The 17,787-nt window shown below is 33.5% G+C and carries 17 protein-coding genes and 1 pseudogene; 13 read left to right on the forward strand and 5 right to left on the reverse strand.

The window, feature by feature from the left end:
- Nucleotides 1-401: 401 nt before the first annotated feature.
- Genes AMET_RS04310 through AMET_RS04320 form a run of 3 tightly spaced genes read left to right on the forward strand, consistent with a single transcriptional unit; the run spans nucleotide 402 to nucleotide 4,163 of the window.
- Nucleotides 402-1,940, forward strand: a complete 1,539-nt coding sequence (locus tag AMET_RS04310; protein ID WP_012062138.1) for a spore germination protein — start codon at nucleotides 402-404, stop codon at nucleotides 1,938-1,940.
- A 17-nt stretch (nucleotides 1,941-1,957) separates the two neighbouring features.
- Nucleotides 1,958-3,064, forward strand: coding sequence for a GerAB/ArcD/ProY family transporter (locus AMET_RS04315; protein WP_012062139.1), 1,107 nt, complete (start codon nucleotides 1,958-1,960; stop codon nucleotides 3,062-3,064).
- Nucleotides 3,048-4,163, forward strand: coding sequence for a Ger(x)C family spore germination protein (locus AMET_RS04320; RefSeq protein ID WP_012062140.1), 1,116 nt, complete (start codon nucleotides 3,048-3,050; stop codon nucleotides 4,161-4,163). The genes AMET_RS04315 and AMET_RS04320 overlap by 17 nt, the downstream gene beginning before the upstream one ends.
- A 2,069-nt stretch (nucleotides 4,164-6,232) precedes the next feature.
- On the opposite strand, the pseudogene AMET_RS24815 reads toward AMET_RS04320, so the two are convergent.
- Together AMET_RS24815 and AMET_RS04330 are read right to left on the reverse strand one after the other, a co-directional pair.
- Nucleotides 6,233-6,499: pseudogene (locus AMET_RS24815) on the reverse strand (transposase domain-containing protein); the annotation flags it as partial.
- A gap of 114 nt (nucleotides 6,500-6,613) precedes the next feature.
- Nucleotides 6,614-6,847, reverse strand: a complete 234-nt coding sequence (locus tag AMET_RS04330; protein WP_041720344.1) for a tyrosine-type recombinase/integrase — start codon at nucleotides 6,845-6,847, stop codon at nucleotides 6,614-6,616.
- Here AMET_RS04330 and AMET_RS04335 point away from each other — a divergent pair, their 5' ends adjacent.
- From AMET_RS04335 to AMET_RS04350, 5 genes are all read left to right on the forward strand, one after another.
- Entirely contained in the window at nucleotides 6,848-7,240 is a 393-nt protein-coding gene (locus AMET_RS04335) for a type II toxin-antitoxin system RnlA family toxin (protein ID WP_012062141.1), read from the forward strand. It abuts the gene before it with no gap.
- A gap of 29 nt (nucleotides 7,241-7,269) precedes the next feature.
- Entirely contained in the window at nucleotides 7,270-7,659 is a 390-nt protein-coding gene (locus AMET_RS04340) for a hypothetical protein (RefSeq protein ID WP_012062142.1), read from the forward strand.
- 246 nt (nucleotides 7,660-7,905) lie between these two features.
- Complete coding sequence (locus AMET_RS26795) at nucleotides 7,906-8,040, forward strand: hypothetical protein (RefSeq protein WP_012062143.1); 135 nt, start codon at nucleotides 7,906-7,908, stop codon at nucleotides 8,038-8,040.
- A 322-nt stretch (nucleotides 8,041-8,362) separates the two neighbouring features.
- Entirely contained in the window at nucleotides 8,363-9,319 is a 957-nt protein-coding gene (locus AMET_RS04345; protein ID WP_012062121.1) for a DUF4268 domain-containing protein, read from the forward strand.
- 79 nt (nucleotides 9,320-9,398) lie between these two features.
- The gene (locus AMET_RS04350) at nucleotides 9,399-9,959 is read left to right on the forward strand and encodes a hypothetical protein (RefSeq protein WP_012062144.1); all 561 of its coding nucleotides are present in this window, start codon (nucleotides 9,399-9,401) and stop codon (nucleotides 9,957-9,959) included.
- Between the two features lie 319 nt (nucleotides 9,960-10,278).
- Here AMET_RS04350 and AMET_RS04355 read toward each other — a convergent pair whose 3' ends face one another.
- The gene (locus tag AMET_RS04355) at nucleotides 10,279-10,665 is read right to left on the reverse strand and encodes a hypothetical protein (RefSeq protein WP_012062145.1); all 387 of its coding nucleotides are present in this window, start codon (nucleotides 10,663-10,665) and stop codon (nucleotides 10,279-10,281) included.
- A gap of 210 nt (nucleotides 10,666-10,875) precedes the next feature.
- Between AMET_RS04355 and AMET_RS25540 the strand changes: the two genes are divergently transcribed.
- Complete coding sequence (locus AMET_RS25540) at nucleotides 10,876-11,049, forward strand: hypothetical protein (RefSeq protein WP_157047151.1); 174 nt, start codon at nucleotides 10,876-10,878, stop codon at nucleotides 11,047-11,049.
- Between the two features lie 1,095 nt (nucleotides 11,050-12,144).
- On the opposite strand, the gene AMET_RS04365 is transcribed toward AMET_RS25540, so the two are convergent.
- Both AMET_RS04365 and AMET_RS04370 read right to left on the reverse strand, forming a co-directional pair.
- Nucleotides 12,145-12,450, reverse strand: coding sequence for a helix-turn-helix domain-containing protein (locus tag AMET_RS04365; protein ID WP_012062150.1), 306 nt, complete (start codon nucleotides 12,448-12,450; stop codon nucleotides 12,145-12,147).
- 494 nt (nucleotides 12,451-12,944) lie between these two features.
- Nucleotides 12,945-13,550, reverse strand: a complete 606-nt coding sequence (locus tag AMET_RS04370) for a hypothetical protein (RefSeq protein WP_012062151.1) — start codon at nucleotides 13,548-13,550, stop codon at nucleotides 12,945-12,947.
- Between the two features lie 446 nt (nucleotides 13,551-13,996).
- Here AMET_RS04370 and AMET_RS04375 point away from each other — a divergent pair, with 446 nt between their 5' ends.
- From AMET_RS04375 to AMET_RS04390, 4 genes are all read left to right on the forward strand, one after another.
- Nucleotides 13,997-14,731, forward strand: a complete 735-nt coding sequence (locus tag AMET_RS04375) for a helix-turn-helix domain-containing protein (protein WP_012062152.1) — start codon at nucleotides 13,997-13,999, stop codon at nucleotides 14,729-14,731.
- A 94-nt stretch (nucleotides 14,732-14,825) separates the two neighbouring features.
- Nucleotides 14,826-15,731, forward strand: a complete 906-nt coding sequence (locus tag AMET_RS04380; RefSeq protein WP_012062153.1) for a DMT family transporter — start codon at nucleotides 14,826-14,828, stop codon at nucleotides 15,729-15,731.
- A gap of 88 nt (nucleotides 15,732-15,819) precedes the next feature.
- Entirely contained in the window at nucleotides 15,820-16,149 is a 330-nt protein-coding gene (locus AMET_RS04385) for a tRNA-binding protein (protein ID WP_012062154.1), read from the forward strand.
- Nucleotides 16,150-16,971: 822 nt separating this feature from the next.
- Nucleotides 16,972-17,751 carry a Cof-type HAD-IIB family hydrolase gene (locus AMET_RS04390; RefSeq protein ID WP_012062155.1) on the forward strand — a complete coding sequence of 260 codons (780 nt, stop codon included), beginning with the start codon at nucleotides 16,972-16,974 and terminating at the stop codon, nucleotides 17,749-17,751.
- Nucleotides 17,752-17,787: the final 36 nt, after the last annotated feature.

A 17,787-nucleotide genomic window follows, 5' to 3' on the forward strand; every position in this document is an offset into this window, starting at 1 on the left:
TTTTGAAAAAAGAACCCTAAAGTTAGCTACTGGCACAAAAAATCAAAAATGATAAACAGTGAAATTAAAATGGTTAGACATACTTACCTATAGTTAAAAATAGTCGAATACACAACTTCGAATCCCTCAAGGCGCGCCATTATGAAAGATTGAAATTTGAACGAATGTTAGGAGTTTATACTTCTAACATTTTTTGTTTTTTGCAAAACTTCTAACGTTCCTCTAACATTGAAAAAAAGTAGCCATTTTAAGAGCTGCATCTCTTGTATCTGAGGCATTGTTGTCATTTGAAATTCCCCCTAGGCTGTTGCTTTCTAGTAGGTTTAATATTCTCAGATGTATATTATGAAAATTAATATCAATAATATATACATAGTGATGAATAGTTGGAGTGATATATATTGGGTTTATTTGATAAGTTCAAAAGGTTAAAATCAAACTTTACTGGAGAGCCTAGGCCATATATTGAAGATAGTAGGCTTGTTTCTAAAAAACTTCATGATAATACTACTTATCTAGAAAATAGGTTCAAGGATTGCAGTGACATTACCTTTAGAGAGTTAAGAATAAATGCTGGTAGTAGCAAATCTGGGTTAATGCTTTTGGTTTTTACTGATGGGCTTATTGACAGTACACTCGTTAATGAAAGTATCATTAAACCAATTAATTTTGCCAATGGATTAAAGAAATCCTCTGATATAAATGTAGCGCTATTACAGGATATTATTTTAATTAACAGCATAAGAGTTACAAAAAAACTTGATGAAATCATTCATAGTATCTTATCTGGAGATACAGTGCTATTTATAGAGGGGTCTGATGAGGCTCTCTTATTAGATACACGAGGCGGAGAGTCAAGGTCAATAGAAGAATCTTCAGTCGAAAGTGTGATTAGAGGGTCCAAAGAAGGTTTTGTTGAGAATATTCGTACTAACACAGCAATGATTAGACGAAAACTTAAGGACCCTAATTTGAAAATTAAAGATTTGAAGGTTGGTTCCAGAAGTCACACTAGCGTAGCGGTAGTTTATATAGATGATATTGTTAATCAAGAAGTTCTCCAGTATACGTTAAACAAGTTAGAAGAAATTAAAATTGATGGCATTTTTGATTCTGGCTATATCGAACAATTTTTGGAGAACAACACCTTTTCAATCTTTCCTCAAATGCAAGTGACGGAACGTCCTGATAAGGTTTGTGGTAATTTATTGGAGGGTCGAATGGTTGTTTTAGTTGATGGGTCCCCTGATGCCCTCATATTCCCTGTGGGATTGGTCCAGTTGTTGCAATCTCCTGATGATTACTATGAAAGATTTATTTTCGCAAATATGGTACGCCTTATTCGATATCTAGGGTTTGTTATTGCCACAACTTTTCCAGCAATTTATGTTGCTGTTACTACGTTCCACCAGGACTTGCTCCCAGCAGACTTTATACTAGATATTGCAAAAACCAGGGTAGACGTCCCTTTCCCGCCAGTGGTAGAGGCTATGTTAATGGAAGGAACCATAGAACTTCTAAGGGAGGCTAGCGCTCGTCTTCCCTCTAAAATTGGTCAAACCATCGGTATTGTAGGGGCACTTGTGATAGGAGATGCAGCGGTAAGAGCACGTATAATAAGCCCAATGATGGTAGTGGTGGTAGCCATTACTGCTATTGGATCCTATATATTTCCACATTTTAGTACCTCCTATTCTATTCGGTTTATAAGGCTTCCTATGATTCTTATGGCAGCAACCTTTGGGGCCTTTGGAATCATTATTACCTGGACTTGGATCATTGCCCATATGTGTAAATTGAACTCCTTTGGCTATCCTTTTTTAGCACCATTTGCTCCCATTAATACAGATGATATGAAGGATGCGGTCCTCCGAGCACCTCTTTGGGGACTTAAAACCCGACCTACTCCTGCATCTAATAGAAACAAAAGAAGGAAATAGAATAGGAGGTAGTCTCCATGATTAGTAAGTATAGAAATGGGGAAATTTCATCAGGGCAAAGTTATATAATGATTATTAGTATGATGGTGGGGACTGGGATTTTGGGTCTTGCTAGATCTGCCGCTGCTATATCTCAACAGGATGCTTGGATTTCTGTTCTACTTAATGGACTAAGCATTGGTTTTATGGTAGGGTTGATCATTTTTGTAATTAGTAAATTTCCAAACTGTACATTTTTTCAGTACACTTCTTTTCTATTAAGTAAGCCCATTGCCTATGTAATTGTTTGTCTTTATGGTTTTTATGCGGTTTTAACTACTTCTGTGATTATTAGACTTTTATGCGAATTGATTGGTACTTGGTTTTTACCTAAAACACCATTGTTTGTGATTTCCTTCATTATTGTATTAACCCTTATCTATATTACAAAGGATGGACTAACCTCTGTGGGTCGCTTTAATGAAATTGTTGTTTTTTCTATTATTCCTTTTATATTCTTAATGTTCCCTTCTCTTTCCCAAGCCTCTTTACTAAATTTAAGGCCTGTAGGGGGAAGTGGATTTACCAATATTATTAAAGGAGTAATCCCTTCTTTTTACGCCTTTGCAGGTTATGAAGTACTCCTACTTATATATCCCTATATATCCAATAAGAATAAAAATAATTTAAAGTATTCTGTAGTATCTATTATATTTGTAACACTATTATATACCAGTATGGTAGCCAGTCAGATTGCCCTATTTGGCTATCAAGAGATCGCTGATATTTTATATACTTTTATTCATTACCTTGATGTTTTAGATTTTCCCATCATTGAACGAATTGAGATTTTCTTTACGTTTTTTTGGACTTTTTCAGTACTAGGCACCCTCACTATACAATACATAGCAGGATGTATCGCTTTTCAGTCTATCTTAAAGGTAAAAAAAATAAATACCTTTGTGTATTTTCTAGCACCAATCGTGTTTATTCTTTCTTTACTTCCTCAAAACTCTGTAAAGGTGGTATCCATCAGCGAAATAATAGGGAAAGCAAATATTGGATTTGGTTTTGTGCTTCCTATCTTGCTTCTACTTATGTATATACTAAAGGGAAAGAGGGTTAATCATGAAAAAGGTATGTAAACTACTATTGCTTATGCTTATATGTTTACTCTTATCCTCTTGTTGGGATGCAAAACAGTTAGATGATTTGTACTTGGTTTATGGTATTGGAGTAGATATTAGTAAAGAAAATCCAGAAAGGTATCTAGTTACTATAGTAGCTCCAACTGTCCATCCGGAAGCTAATGAACCTAAAATAGAAATCTCCAGCGAAGGAACATCCATTAGAAATGCTCAGGATAATATCCAAAACAAAGCAGCTAGACGTATTACTTTTGCAAATACCAAGATATTCTTTATTGGAGAAGAAGCAGCTAAGAAAGGCATTGGAAAACATATAGATTCTATGCTTAGGGATCCAGAAGGGCGAGGCACGATTAAGCCCGTAGTAGTTGAAGGTAGAGCTGTTGATTTAATGGATATAGATCCTGCAGGTATCCCTATAGTCAGCCTTTATGTATCCGATTTGTTACGACAAAGCAATGAGACTTCAACAATTCCCTTTATTACTTTGAGAGTATTTCATAATGCATTAAAAACCGATGGGATCGAACCTGTGATTCCTTTTATTAAGTATGGTAACAAACCTAGTGAATTTCTAGTTAATACGATTAGTTTGTTTAGACAAGATAAAATGATAGGAAAGCTTGAGGGAATTGAAAGCTTTGCCTTTATTGTACTAACGGGACAAGTGCAGGACGGTTTTATAACCCTGTCCTATCCCTTAGGAGATATAGATGAATATCCAGTCTTAACTTTAAGAGTTAAAAGTGGTAAAAGTAAAATTAAAACAGAAATCAAAGATTCTCGGCTACATATTTATCATGAAATTTCTTTAACTACTTATATTTCTGAATATACTTCTTCGGAATCAGTTTTTGATGAAAAAATCATTGAAGACATGGAAAAAGCTGCTAATCTTCATTTAGAAGCTATCTGTAAAAAGTTAATTAAGAAGTTACAAAATGAATATGAAAATGATAATATTGGGTATGGAAGATATGTAAAGGTAAACCATCCAGAGTATTTTGAAGCTGATGATTGGAATGAACAATTCGCTCATGCTGTTGTTCATGTTAAAGCTAATGTAAGAATTCAGATGGTGGGTACAGTACAATAGGATTTAATAACCTTGAACCGTACCTTATAATGACGTTTTTGCAGATGTTATCATTATTCATAAAATAAAGGTCAAGTGACTAATACTTTAAAAAGAGGTTATATCTACTTCGTAGTAACTTACGCTTATAGTGCATCCATATTTACTAAAAGCAACTTTATCTAGATTTAAAGAGGTAAAGGATAAAAAAAAATCCGTGCCACTTGCGTGCCACTTTTTACAAAAATAGAAAACAAAACAACTAATAATGCCATATGCGTAAACGCTCTAAATCTTATAATTCCAAGCTTTAGCTAAAAATGCAAAAAGTTTCAAAACCAACTCAATAGAATTGGTAAGGAAGAGGCCATGTAGCCTTATACAAAAGTATAAAAAATAAAAAGGTGATAACCTAATTAAAGACTATCACCTTCTATACTGCCCACGCACTTCCCACATTACATAAAAACCTATAAAATTCTCTAAATATTTATAGAGTTTAATAAAATATAAAATCGTTGAAATTTCAATTTTTAAAGGTGATATTAAGTAGTAATAAAAGGGGGGTAAAACCTGTAAAATACCCATCCTTTAGATGCCAATGATGTAAGAACACCCAACCGTTAAATATGATGAATACTGAGTTTGACGACCATATTCATCATCACAAATAGTAATTTTCCCACGGATTCCTCAAAAGAATTAATGTCCGTGGGAAATTTTGTTTTTTTGTAGATACTTTTCATATTCAAATGAGAGAACCACGGGAAAACCAGGTCAAAACCACTGAAAAACCTCGAGAAAACACAAATATGAATAATATGATTGGATAGAGCCGCCCTACCGATTTTTGAGAACCACGATGTGCACGATATGGAACCACCTTGGTACTGAGAGAGCCACTTATCTTTTTTGCAGAATATGCTCATTAAGATCCGTCGATACACTTGGATTGCTCAGCCCTCACGCTAGGTGACCCATAAGAGATATTTTCATGTTTACCGCATTTATTCCACGGTCTTATTTACAACGAGCCTCCAAAGGCATATTACTAGACATCAGAGACATCACCTTTATAATACTGCGTGCCTATGCAGTCAGGTCAAGGTGATGCCTAGCTGTAAGCCTAACATGCCTTCCCTCATTGTAAATAAGCTTTCGCAGTATAAACACTAGTTTGTCGAACTGCTGGACTGCATATAATCTTTAATGGATCCATCAGCAACAGGGTGGATCATTCTCAGCGTGAAGGTGGCTCAGTTTACCCGTTAAAGCGAATCAGCTTGAGCGTATCGATTGATCTTAAAATGAATAGTACTCACATAGTGATAGAGAATTAGATAAGTGACAAATCACTCGTTTGGCGACCTGTAATTATGTTCAGTAGAAAAATAACATCATTATTATGGGTGCATCAGGCAATGGCAAGCCATTTATCGATCGTGCATTAGCAAATAGTAGCCTGCCTTAATTACCACACCGTTAAGTATGTTCGTCCTCCTGATTTACTCGATGGATTAGCGATCACTAGGGGCGAAGTGCGAAGGCATATTTAAAAAATCATCAAGCGGTATAAAAACGTAAGTTTATTTATCCTTGATGAGTGGCTATTAGTGCCACTTAAAGGAGTGGAAGCTCGTGATCTCATTGAGAACATTGGGTCAAGACATTAAAATGGATCTACAATCTTTTGTTCACGATTCCTATTCGATCCATATTGATGGTACCGTCTCAATGCGAGAACGCCATGGATTGCAGGATAAGTAAAAACAAATAACATCATATGGCGGTCCATCAATGCCATATAGCGGTGGCTCTCATATGAACATAGTGGCTCTATTAGATGCACATGGTGGTACTCAAAAAGTACACGCTTGGTTCTATCTCATCATATTATTCAAAATAATAATGATAGATCTATCTGTTGTAACTGGTAAAATAAAAGGGAGAGATTTTGGCAAACAAAAACGGAGAATAATTTCCAATTTACTACAATAATGTAAGCGTAAAAGCCAACACACATGGTTAAGTCCAGTAAAGTTTGGTACCATAAAAATACCGCTTACCCAGTTAAGGTAAACGGTCTATCTTTAATCATTCTTTTCTGTTTTATGTCTGACCTCATTAGGTAGGAATTGTGCCCATGGTAACAGGGCGTCCAAGGCCTCTGGATCTTCAATGTCCAGGTTTGGAAGCTGTTCAAATAGGTATGTTAGATAATGAAACGGATTCAGCTTGTTGGCCTTAGCTGTTTCGATGATGGAGTAGCAGATGCCACTTGCCGTGGCACCCTTAGGCGACTTCGAGAAGAGGTAATTTTTTCTTCCTAAAACAAAGGGCTTAATGGCACGTTCGGCTAATTATCCAAATGTTAAGATAATTAGCCTTATCCTCATCTTTTAAAAATCCTCAGGATTTGATGCAGGCCGCATAATTTCGGTATTTGCATCACAAATCCTGAGGATTTTACTTTACCTCAATCCACACAGTTTTGCCAGTTCTTCTTCGCTGCATTCTTTCCATAATGGCTTTTCAGTAGCCTGTTTTGGTGTTTCAACAGATTCTAGTGCCTGTCTTATCATTTCCATGGATGGTTTTGCGTAGATTTTAGTAGTTTCAATAGAGGCATGGCCGAGAATTTTAGACACCAATGCCAGTTCAACACCATTTTGATATAAATCAGTTGCTCTAGTGCGGCGTAGCATGTGGGGCAAAGGATAAAAATTCCTGACTACGGAATACTTATCGATAGTACTTGTAGAGCTTTTGAAGGATATTTTAAAACTTTGTTGAAAACTATAGATATATCTAAAAATAGAGAGATGAAAAAGTCAGATTGGAACTCTGGCAATATTTTTGATGGGAATAGAAACTTGTTAAGTCAATATCATCATAAACTAAGTTTTGATGACAAAATTAAGAATGAACAATTAAACATTTTAAGCGAAATGTACTCTCTTATGAAAGATTTAAGAAATCCTATAAGTCATAGTGGACCACGACCTACTATTAAAATTCCCAATTATAACGATGGACTTGATCAATATAATGAAATAATCGACCTGATTAATAGAAGTTATACGCTGTTTATAAATTAATATTACTTTATAGAAAGGAGGATTTACTAATGAGTGCTTTTAGTTATGTTAGTAATTATTTAGAGTTCAATATACCTACTGATAATTTCAAAGCAATTTCAAAGCTTAATAAAGTTAAGTTTAAAAACAGAGATTGTTATTTCATTGAAGCAGTAAACAAGGTAAATCCTACCGATTATACAATTGAACTATTTGAAAAACTACGAAGTATATTAGAACCAAATAAATGTCTTTATGTTGATTTATCGGATATATATGGTTTGAAAAATAGCTCGTGGATTATGAAGTGGGAATTTATTATGAATGGTAACCAATTAGAAGATGAAAGGTTCTATCACGTTAAAGATTTAAAAAATATAGATCAAGAAGAATATATTATTGTAAAAGAATATATAAACAGCAAAATAGAAAATATTTAATCATATAAAACAAGTGGGATATCTAAAAATGGTATCCCACTTGTTCGTAGTTCAGACGATATTGTTCTTGTCATGCCTTCTATCAAAAGAAGGGGTGTTTCGTATCGATGTACTAAGTTGGGGTATTATGAATCAAATCAGCATGGGAAGTGATTTTCTTCTCTTGCTTTTTAAATACTGAATAAAATTGAGGGCTTTGAAAACAGTCTTCCCACCCTGAAGATAGACCATAAATAAGGGAAGCCTGTGGAAAGAGAAGTGATGCTGGGCAAAGACAAGACCCTAAAGCTAGACCACGATAGGGATGTGGGCAACGATACCACCAAACAAAACAGAATATTTAGTATATCAATTGTGTATATACGATTTTCAATTAAATAATAGCTATAATTCATTTAAAATCCATACTTTGCATTGATAGGTGCGTCAACTCTGCTATAATAAAGATGACATATATAGGAATTTATACTTGAATTATAATACTATATTGACGAATGATGGGACACGGGTACTGGGCTCTACTTTTGATAGATTTCTAGCATGTTTGAGTATTAACAGGGGTTATTATCGTAAAAAAGTCGTAAGTAGGTTAATTAGAAATATGTTGGAGAACACCTTTAGTATAGAAGATGATTGTCAATCAATTTGGTAATGAAGTAGTTATATATAATTGAGATTTCGGACAATGAATGGGGGAGATTTTATGAAAGGTCCAAACTTGGGAAAGATTGAAATTATTAATCCTCGGGAAGTATGGCTGAATGAAGAAAGAGATTTCACGCCATGGCTAGCAGAAAATGCACAAGCTATTTCAGAGGCTATTGGGTTTCCAATAATCATTGAACAAACGGAAAAAAGGGTAGGTAATTTTCAGTTAGACATTTTAGGGAAAGTGGAAGGAACAGAAAAGGTCGTTGTAATAGAAAACCAACTTGATTCGAGTGACCATAAACATCTGGGTCAGATTATTACATATGCAGGGGGCTTGAATGCTCAAATTATTATTTGGATAACACCTAGTGTTAGGGAAGAACATAGAACAGCTATAGAGTGGTTAAATGAGATAAGTAATGATGATACCTCATTCTTTTTACTTCGGCCAGAAGTTATAAGGATTGACGAATCTAGGCCAGCAGTTAGATTTCGGTTAGAATCTGGGCCAAGTGACTTTGTACGTGGAATGCGTAGAGCAGTAGAAAATGAAGAAGGCCCACGTCATATATTTAGAAGACAGTTTTGGTCAGAAATGTTTGAGTACTTGTCAGAAAATGGACATCCTTGGGCAAAAGGACGTCGAACAACAAGTGATTCATGGGTTCCTTCCTCAATTGGAAAAAGTGGCGTAAATGCTAACATATCGATGGCTCAAGGTTCTCGTTTGCGAGTAGAGATATATTTAGGGCACCAAAACCCTAACCAAAATACCGAGTGGTATGAAATATTAGAAAATGTCAAACCAGAAATTGATAAAGTATTTGAAGATGAACAAATTAGTTGGGAGCCTTTAAAGAGTGCTAAGGCATGTCGAATTGCAGTGTACTATCACTATGATAAGGAAAAAGTTGAGAAGGACCAAGAGTATAGAAGTGTTTTATACAGTTGGGTTGATAAGAATCTTACCAGAATGAGGGCAATAGCTAAACAGTATCTTGTTGGATAGCCTTTGGGTCATGTATGTAACTCCAGATAACAGGGATTTAGCATATATTTAATTTATGAATACATGAAAGGAGAATGAAATGGATTATTTAAGTTTAGGAGATGTAATCTTTAGCTTTGTGCTTGTACTACTGTATATAATAATTCTATATTTAATCATTAAACAATCCTTTCGAGTGATTACTTTTGGTGATACCCTTGTATACATAAAAGAAAAAAATGTCCGTGGAAAACAATATTACTTTCTCATGTTTATTAATGTAGTATTATCAATTTTATATTTAATGACCATATTTAGAGAGATCCAACTAGATAAAGATCTTGCATTGCTCTACGATTATTATGATATGCTGAAATTGCAGTTAATTTTAAAATGGAGCTTGAGCTTTATGCCTGTTTTAATTCTAATCCTACTATCACTATACTATGTACCTAAAGATCGCATTTCAGAAAGAGGTATTGTTAGTGACAAGTTTGCTTTTAGATGGGAAGAAATTAAGAAGGTTGAAATTGATAATAATACGGTGAAAATACACTATGATTATAAATTTATATTCTTTGATTTTAGCTTTATATACACTATAAATGAGAGCACAGATGAAGTAATTGAAACCATTAATAATCATACAAATAAACAATAATGATAACAATGAAGAGCACCGAAGTGCATAATATGCTAGAATCAAGGATACTAAAAATAGGAAGAGGCATATTAGATTAGATAAGATTAAGCAATACTTATGGCAAACAAAACGTCCCCGTGGCTTGTATGCTTTGTTAAATCCCTGATTTAACAAGGATTTAAAGGGGAATGGACTGAAAAGAGAAAAAACACTTAAGAGGAGACAAAGGATTTTAGAAGTTTAATTACTTCAGCACTTTGTCTTTTTTATAGCTACGAGGAGCATGCTAAATAAGTCTTGAGAGTAATGTAATAGTTCTGATTTGTACAAGGTGAACTTATAAAGAACTAAATAAAGCGCCCCAAAATATAATAGCAGCTAAGAATATTCCCAAAAATATTGTTATACCATGCCTTAAGTGCATATTTTTTATTTTTGTCAAACCAATATTTATAGGTATAGATATTACTAGTAAAACAACTAGTAAAAAAAAGCTAAATAAATCTAAATCTTGATTTTTATCCATTTGGATTCCTTTTATAAAAGCATAGACAGAAGTAATGTATGCAACCAGTAAGTGACTAAACTTATTATATCTTAAGTTTAATTTTATAGTGTCGCTAAAAAAATCAGTAAACTTATAAAATATTTTAGGTGAGAATAAGAACATTGTCGTTTGAGCAAATAAATAAATTGAAGAAATTATAAGAAATAATTTAAACATATCCAAACCCCCTTGTATTCTATTATGCCATAAGCGATGTCTTAGTCCAATTGCTTTCATAATTAATATTGTTGGTTTCATTCTAAACAATCAAACACTGTGATTTCAGCATCGAGGGCAGTTTTTACAAAACTTCCCTTTTTTATATGGCTTTTCAACTCAAGATATTATAATATATATATATTATGTTTGATAAATAGGGGGCATTTTATGATCTACATAGGGTTTTTAATTATATGTGTTATCTTTGGTATCTTTGGTGGAGCTGTAGCGGGTGAAGTAGGTCTTATTGGAGGAGCACTCTTAGGCGCTTTACTGATGATTTTTGCGCAACTCCAGGATATTCATAGAACCTTAATGGAATCAAAGGAAGAGAAAAATTAAACCAATCGATTTCAACTTGAAAGTTTGTACAAGGCCCATGGGATAACTGGCTACCAGCTGAAAACCACAGAAGATTTACTAAAGGTTCACGGAATTGGATTCAAGGCAGTTCAGGGATATGCCAGGCTTGATGATCTCCTAAGAATACTTTATGAGAAGTTATTTTTGAATTTCTTTAACGGCTTAGGGTTTAGAGTCCAGGGCTACTTTAGTTCCCAAGGGTATTTACTATGTTGAAGAGACTGAATGTCTCCTTAAAGAAGACCCTCAAGATGAATACTATCTTGTTTCTGGTGGACTTGTGGAAGCTATTAATAAGAATGGCTTAAAATCTGTCTTACGTACTTGGAGTGATGAAGAAACGAAGGGTTTGAAGTACTCAAAACCTAAAGTAAAACCTACTTGTGCTTTGAATATGAGGGCCAGGGGCATAACGGTGACAAAAAGGTACTTAGGGATCACTTAAGTTAAAATTAACGAGGCCTATATGGGACTGAATTTATAAGATTAGGAGTGTACCAATGATTAGATAGGATTAAAAATGAATTTTGGGGCAGACAATGGAAATTGGACAAACATATTAAAAAAATCAACAAAAAATATAAAAGAGAATCACTTTGTAACTGGTAAAATAAAAGGGGGGTAAAACCTGCAAAATACCCATCCTTTAGATGCCAATGATGTAACCCCAACTAAATATAATATGATATAGATACTGGATTTGACAGGTGTTTAACACCTGTCAAATCCACTCTGTCCAACCTAAGGTAGAATTTACTACTTTAGATTGGACACTTTATTTTTTGTAGGTACTTTAACCTTAATCATCGGATTCATACAGATAAAATTCCATTCAGCAGCCATTTAAATGAGGAGAGTCTTATTTATAAAAAAAATTTAAAAATACAAAACTATGCAAATAAAGAAAAAAGGACGGGCTGAGGTTCAAGCCTTATCTTTTACTTATAAAGAATAAAGTACCAAAATTGAAGGAAATATTCATTTATACATAGCACAGTGGCAATAATCACTTTATTTGCATATTATGTCCTTGCTAATTAACTCTGGAGGTGTTTGAGGTTAAAGGAGATGAACCTATCCATATTTTTGTTTGATAAATTCTTTAAAGCTTTCAATTTGCCGTCTTGCTTCCTCAGGTAAGCCCTCCTCATAATCATCTTTTCTACCTAAGACTCCAACAGGCTCTGGAATATTGGTTCTTTCCAGAAGGTAATCGATAGAAACATTGAAGAAGTCCGCTAGATTTTTTAATGTTGTAATGCTCGGCTCTCGAACACCACTTTCATAGTTACTAATCGTCTGTTGTGTGATATCAAATTGCTTTGCCAGCTGTATTTGGCTGAAATCTTTTTCCTGTCTGAGTTCTTTGATCCTAATCATTAGATCACTCCCTTCATGTAGGTGTTTTCTATATTGTACCACTTTGGTAGGAAAGCAGACAAGCAAGTAAAAGGGATGTTTTGATTGAATTCAAAATTTTCTGAGATAGGATAATAATGGGTGATGAAAAATGACAAAAAAGATATATTGCTGACGCATTAATAAAGACCATAATAGGCATGGTAGGAATGGAAAAATTGCACTGTATGAAAAATAAAGAAAGGGTAGCATAATTAAAAAATATAAGAGGAGACGACAGCTAGTGTTAGGCAATTAGAGAAGGGCCTGGGTATCGGTACGAATATTATTCAGAAGATTAAATAACGACGCGTCAAATAAAACGTCCCTGTGACTTACTGTGACTTAAAACGTCCCTGTGACTTATGAAATGAGATGGAATATCGAGGTGATGTTTTACCAGCATAAATTCTTTTAAACTGGTGTCATCTGTATAATAAATTATAAATCAGGATATTCTATATGAGTCTATCTGTTTATTGAAATTTAATAAACGTAAGAGCAAAGTCCATGAACATCTCTTGATTTTTAAAATAACCTGGCTTTGATTTTCCTCTATGCCCTTCAGTCTCCCATTTATCAAGTACGTCAAATTTCTTAAGCAGCCTTTGTAGATCTTGATAAGTTAAAATAAGATTGGATTCTTGTAGTTTTTCTTCTAACTCTGGATATTTAGTTACAATTCTATAAAGAAGACATGCCCCATGATAAATAGCTTCGGTTTCAATATTATTTTTCATTATTTCTATTATAGTTGTGATATTCTCCCTTACTACTTCTATGTCTTCTGGTAATGCTACAGTAGATTTAAAAGCTGTTTGAACCTGCATAGGATTTTTGGAATTCCTTATAGTCTCCATAACAAAAGGAAAGAGTTGCTTATTTCTAAGCTTTTCAATAATTTTAAAATAAATCATTTGCTCATTATTGTTTTTCTCCACTGCACCTTGAAAATTATGAAAGAATTCCTCAAGATTTCTAGGGTTTCCTATCATTCTTGTATAAACTTGTAAAGTCTTTTTATCAACTTCTTGTGCTTGGTCTATTAAATTTTGCATTTCACTTACAACTAAATAACTCATCCTAATCCCCCTTAAATATAGTTACCTAAATTCCACCTGCATTTTTATTAGCTTCACAGAACACTATTTCATGAAGAATTAAGGCTGTTACCTGTATATTGTAACATTGTTCAGCACCACCTTTCAATCTTCTCGATAAAGTATTCTTTTCAACTTTTTGATGAGAATAGTTATAAAACTCTGTAAGTTATCCTCCAACTAACTTAGAATATAATGTGGTGAACTGTATCATAAATGATCGCGGTTTTATTTGAAACCTAGTGATATAAACGTTTGTAATTAATAATATTTTGAGAATGTATAAAATAGGTCTTTAAGATATGACTATGATATAATGTAAATTAAAGAACGGACAGATTTTAAATAGGATATCATTTTTTAAAGAGCAATGATACTATTTATTTATTATAGAAAGAAGCAATAAAAGAGGCTGGGTGAGAAAAACGATGCAATCAAAAAAATTATTGTGCGAAACCAGGACATATACAGAAAAAACTTATACACATAATCATTGTTATAGTCAGCTAATACTTCCACTACAGGGCAGTTTATTTATAAAAACAGATAAGCATGAATTAAGCTTAGATGAAAATCATTTGTTTTTGCTACCCCCTAAATGTTATCATTCATTTAACTCAGATAGTATAAATCAGTTTTTAGTACTTGATATCCCAAGAGAAAATAGTCTGGTTTTATTAGAAGATACGTTTAAGTATGAAATGCATCAAGTTCTCGATGATAGATGGAAAGCAATTAGATATCTTCTGCTTGAAGAAACGCGAAACGCAAACAAAAGAGGACTATCTGACTTGGTGAACTATGCTTGCAATTTTCTACTAGATGAAGCAAGACCAATTTCCATACAGTATATTTATGATAACTTTCAGGAGCAAATATCAATCGATAAATTGGCAGCAATTGAGAATTTTAATGTATCCTATTATATTGAATGGTTTAATAAAAAAACTGGCATGACACCGAATGTATACATTCAAAAACTACGGTTAGAAAAAGCTAAAGAATATTTGATAGATACAGACTTAAGTATACTTATGATTTCCCAACTTGTTGGATATGAACAACAATCATCCCTTACCAGACTATTTATAAAGCATCAAGCATTGTCACCAAGTGCATATCGTAAAAAATACCGAGAAATGGGCAAAAGCTCCTCAATTTAAGTAAAGAACTTTATCCTTGTGTATTTTATAATGATTGTATGGATTTAGGTTTTAAAGTTCGTAGAGCATATAAATATTTTGGGAGGACAAAGTTATGGAACAATCGAAAATGAGAGCACAAGTATTTGTACTAATGGCAGCGATACTATGGGGAACCACAGGTTCCGCACAAGCTTTTGCTCCCCAAAACGCTACACCAATTGTAATTGGTGCATTACGTATGGCAATAGGGGGAACATTTTTACTTTTAGTGGCAAGAGTAAGAGGCGGATTTAAAACAAAGATAAAAGTGGATAAGAAATTACTAGTAATAGCATCTATATGTATGGCATTCTATCAACCTCTTTTCTTTTCAGGAGTATTTAAAACGGGTATTGCACTCGGTACAGTTTTAGCATTAGGAAGTGCACCTGTTTTTTCAGGTATTATTGAATATTTTATAGGAGAAAAGCTTAGTAAAAGATGGCTTATAGGTACGATACTATCTATTATTGGATGTACTTTACTTTTCGGTGGCCAAGATTCTATGAATGTGGACGTATTGGGCTCGAGTTTATCTTTAGGAGCAGGATTATCATATGCGATATATGTAAAAGTATCAAAAAAGTTATTTGAGAATTCACGAAGAGATGAGGTTAATGGATTAGTATTCTTTATAAGTGCAATAATATTATCACCAATTTTATTGATGAACGACTTAAGTTGGGTAATGTCTACACGTGGGATTATGACAACGCTACATTTAGGAATAGTAACAGCTGCCTTAGCATATACTCTATTTGCATATGGACTTGTTAATACTTCAACACCTAAGGCGGTTGCTTTAACATTGGCAGAACCACTTACTGCAGCTATGCTTGGGGTATTTATGTTTAATGAGATTTTTACAAGTGTTTCTATGATCGGTGGGTTACTTTTATTTTGTGGATTAATAATAAACTCTTATCCAGAAAAAGAAAACGTAAACGTAAAAGATAAAATGAAAGCTTTACAAATCTAGAGCGGTACGATATATAAAACCCAAAATTATTTTATTATAGGATGAGATTATTTATTAAATATGTATAGAAGAAAGAAGGTAATAGAATATGGCTACATTTGATGATTTTTTGAAGTTAGAGATTATAGTAGGAGAGATTATTAAAGTAGAATTTTTTGAAAAAGCTAAAAAACCTGCATATAAACTATGGGTTGATTTTGGTGAAGAAATTGGTGTAAAAAAATCTAGTGCTCAAATAACCGAATGCTATAAAAGGGAAGAGCTAATTCACAAACAAGTTTTAGGAGTTGTAAACTTCCCCCCAAGACAAATTGGTGAGTTCATGTCAGAAGTATTAGTATTAGGAGTATATGGGTCACAAGGAGTTGTGTTAATTCAACCAGAGCAGCCTGTTAAAAAAGGTGATAAACTAGGTTGATTTACATGATAATATTGTGAAACGTAACCGTCCAAACTGTGGAGCAAGCGGCTCTGTATACTAAAGGGCCTATCGTAACAAAAAATGATAGGTTCCTTCGAGTATATATAGCATGTGATCATACAGAAGGAAAATCTAGGAAATAATTGGGAAATAAAAAATTAGAAAATTATGAAAAAAGAGTTGATATATTTAGAATATTCGGTTATAATATAACTAAGAAGAAGCTCCCTTCTTCTTAGTATCCTTCTCTAGGAAACAGACCTTTCCGCTAGTAACAGGTCATCACTTTAAGTATTATAGGATGAACCGTGAAAAAGGTTAAGTTTAAGGTTAAGGAAAAAGTGTAAGTGTAAGTGTAAGTTTGATTAGATTTAGATTTTCAATTAGATTTAGTTTAGATTTAGATATTTAGATATTTAGATATTTAGATATTTAGATATTTAGATTTTAATTTCGAGTTTCAATTTGATTTTAATTTATTTCGCAACATGAACATGAATAACTTGCAACACTCCTATGGATACGTAAGCGTGTTAAAGAAATGAAAGAAGGTCTTTAATGGTAGTATGTGAAACGCAAGGAAACATAGTGAGGTCTGCGGAATAGAGAAGGATACAAATATTATGAATATTAAAAAAGATGATAGTAAACAGGTAATCAATAGGAATTGGTTACCTGTTTTGTTGTGATCATTTTTAAAGAGTGCAGGTTAAAATATGATTGAGGTTCATTTTCATTTGATTTGATTTTCAAAGCAACTTATTATATGATAAGGCTAGTAAATATCGTTTTAATTTTGAAGATGAGGAAGTGAATAAGATGAATAAAGAACGAAAAATCGTTTTCTTCGACATTGATGGAACATTATTAGATCATGACAAAAAGATGCCTGATTCTACTAAAAAAGCAATTAAGGATCTGAAGGATAAAGGAGTTTATGTGGCCATCGCCACAGGTAGAGCGCCTTTTCATTTTGAAGATATACGTGAAGAGTTAGGAATTGATACCTATGTAAGCTGTAATGGTGGGTATGTTGTTTTAGAGGGAAAAGTAATTTATAAGAGCATTTTACCAACGGAAGACTTAAGAGCCATTGAAAATCTAGCAATGAAGAGTCAACATCCGATTATCTATTTAAATCATCAGGATTTTAAGGTGAATATAGAAGGTCATCCAGCTGTAGAGAAATGCATGGCGGATTTGAAATTATCAGAACCCCTTTATGATCCTAATTTCATGAGTCAAAATGAAATATATCATGCAATACTATGCTGTCAAAAAGAAGAAGAAGCTATTTATATGAATCGTTCTGAGGATTTTGTGTTTTTAAGATGGCATGAGCAGGCATTAGATATTATACCAAAGGGATTGAGCAAAGCAAAAGGAATTGAGGCCATTTTAAAGGCATTGTCCTATGAGCGAAAAGATAGCTATGCATTTGGGGACGGTCATAATGATATGGAGATGCTAGAATTCGTTGGAACAGGTATTGCCATGGGAAATGCTTTAGCTGAATTAAAGCTAAAGGCTAATTTTGTAACTGAGCAAGTTTCAAAGGACGGTATTTTATTAGGATTGAAAAAGGTAGCTTTGTTATAAAATTATTCTAGCATTTGAAAGCCACTCGTAGATAAA

This window comes from Alkaliphilus metalliredigens QYMF (genome assembly GCF_000016985.1).
Taxonomy (GTDB): Bacteria; Bacillota; Clostridia; order Peptostreptococcales; family Natronincolaceae; genus Alkaliphilus_A; species Alkaliphilus_A metalliredigens.

Bases quoted from the DNA above. Each gene is read 5' to 3' on its own strand.
- AMET_RS04315 (WP_012062139.1), top strand. From the start codon at position 1,958: ATGATTAGTAAGTATAGAAATGGGGAAATTTCATCAGGGCAAAGTTAT.
- AMET_RS04320 (WP_012062140.1), top strand. From the start codon at position 3,048: ATGAAAAAGGTATGTAAACTACTATTGCTTATGCTTATATGTTTACTC.
- AMET_RS04330 (WP_041720344.1), bottom strand. From the start codon at position 6,847: ATGCTACGCCGCACTAGAGCAACTGATTTATATCAAAATGGTGTTGAA.
- AMET_RS04340 (WP_012062142.1), top strand. From the start codon at position 7,270: ATGAGTGCTTTTAGTTATGTTAGTAATTATTTAGAGTTCAATATACCT.
- AMET_RS04345 (WP_012062121.1), top strand. From the start codon at position 8,363: ATGAAAGGTCCAAACTTGGGAAAGATTGAAATTATTAATCCTCGGGAA.
- AMET_RS04350 (WP_012062144.1), top strand. From the start codon at position 9,399: ATGGATTATTTAAGTTTAGGAGATGTAATCTTTAGCTTTGTGCTTGTA.
- AMET_RS04355 (WP_012062145.1), bottom strand. From the start codon at position 10,665: ATGTTTAAATTATTTCTTATAATTTCTTCAATTTATTTATTTGCTCAA.
- AMET_RS25540 (WP_157047151.1), top strand. From the start codon at position 10,876: ATGATCTACATAGGGTTTTTAATTATATGTGTTATCTTTGGTATCTTT.
- AMET_RS04365 (WP_012062150.1), bottom strand. From the start codon at position 12,450: ATGATTAGGATCAAAGAACTCAGACAGGAAAAAGATTTCAGCCAAATA.
- AMET_RS04370 (WP_012062151.1), bottom strand. From the start codon at position 13,550: ATGAGTTATTTAGTTGTAAGTGAAATGCAAAATTTAATAGACCAAGCA.
- AMET_RS04375 (WP_012062152.1), top strand. From the start codon at position 13,997: ATGCAATCAAAAAAATTATTGTGCGAAACCAGGACATATACAGAAAAA.
- AMET_RS04380 (WP_012062153.1), top strand. From the start codon at position 14,826: ATGGAACAATCGAAAATGAGAGCACAAGTATTTGTACTAATGGCAGCG.
- AMET_RS04385 (WP_012062154.1), top strand. From the start codon at position 15,820: ATGGCTACATTTGATGATTTTTTGAAGTTAGAGATTATAGTAGGAGAG.
- AMET_RS04390 (WP_012062155.1), top strand. From the start codon at position 16,972: ATGAATAAAGAACGAAAAATCGTTTTCTTCGACATTGATGGAACATTA.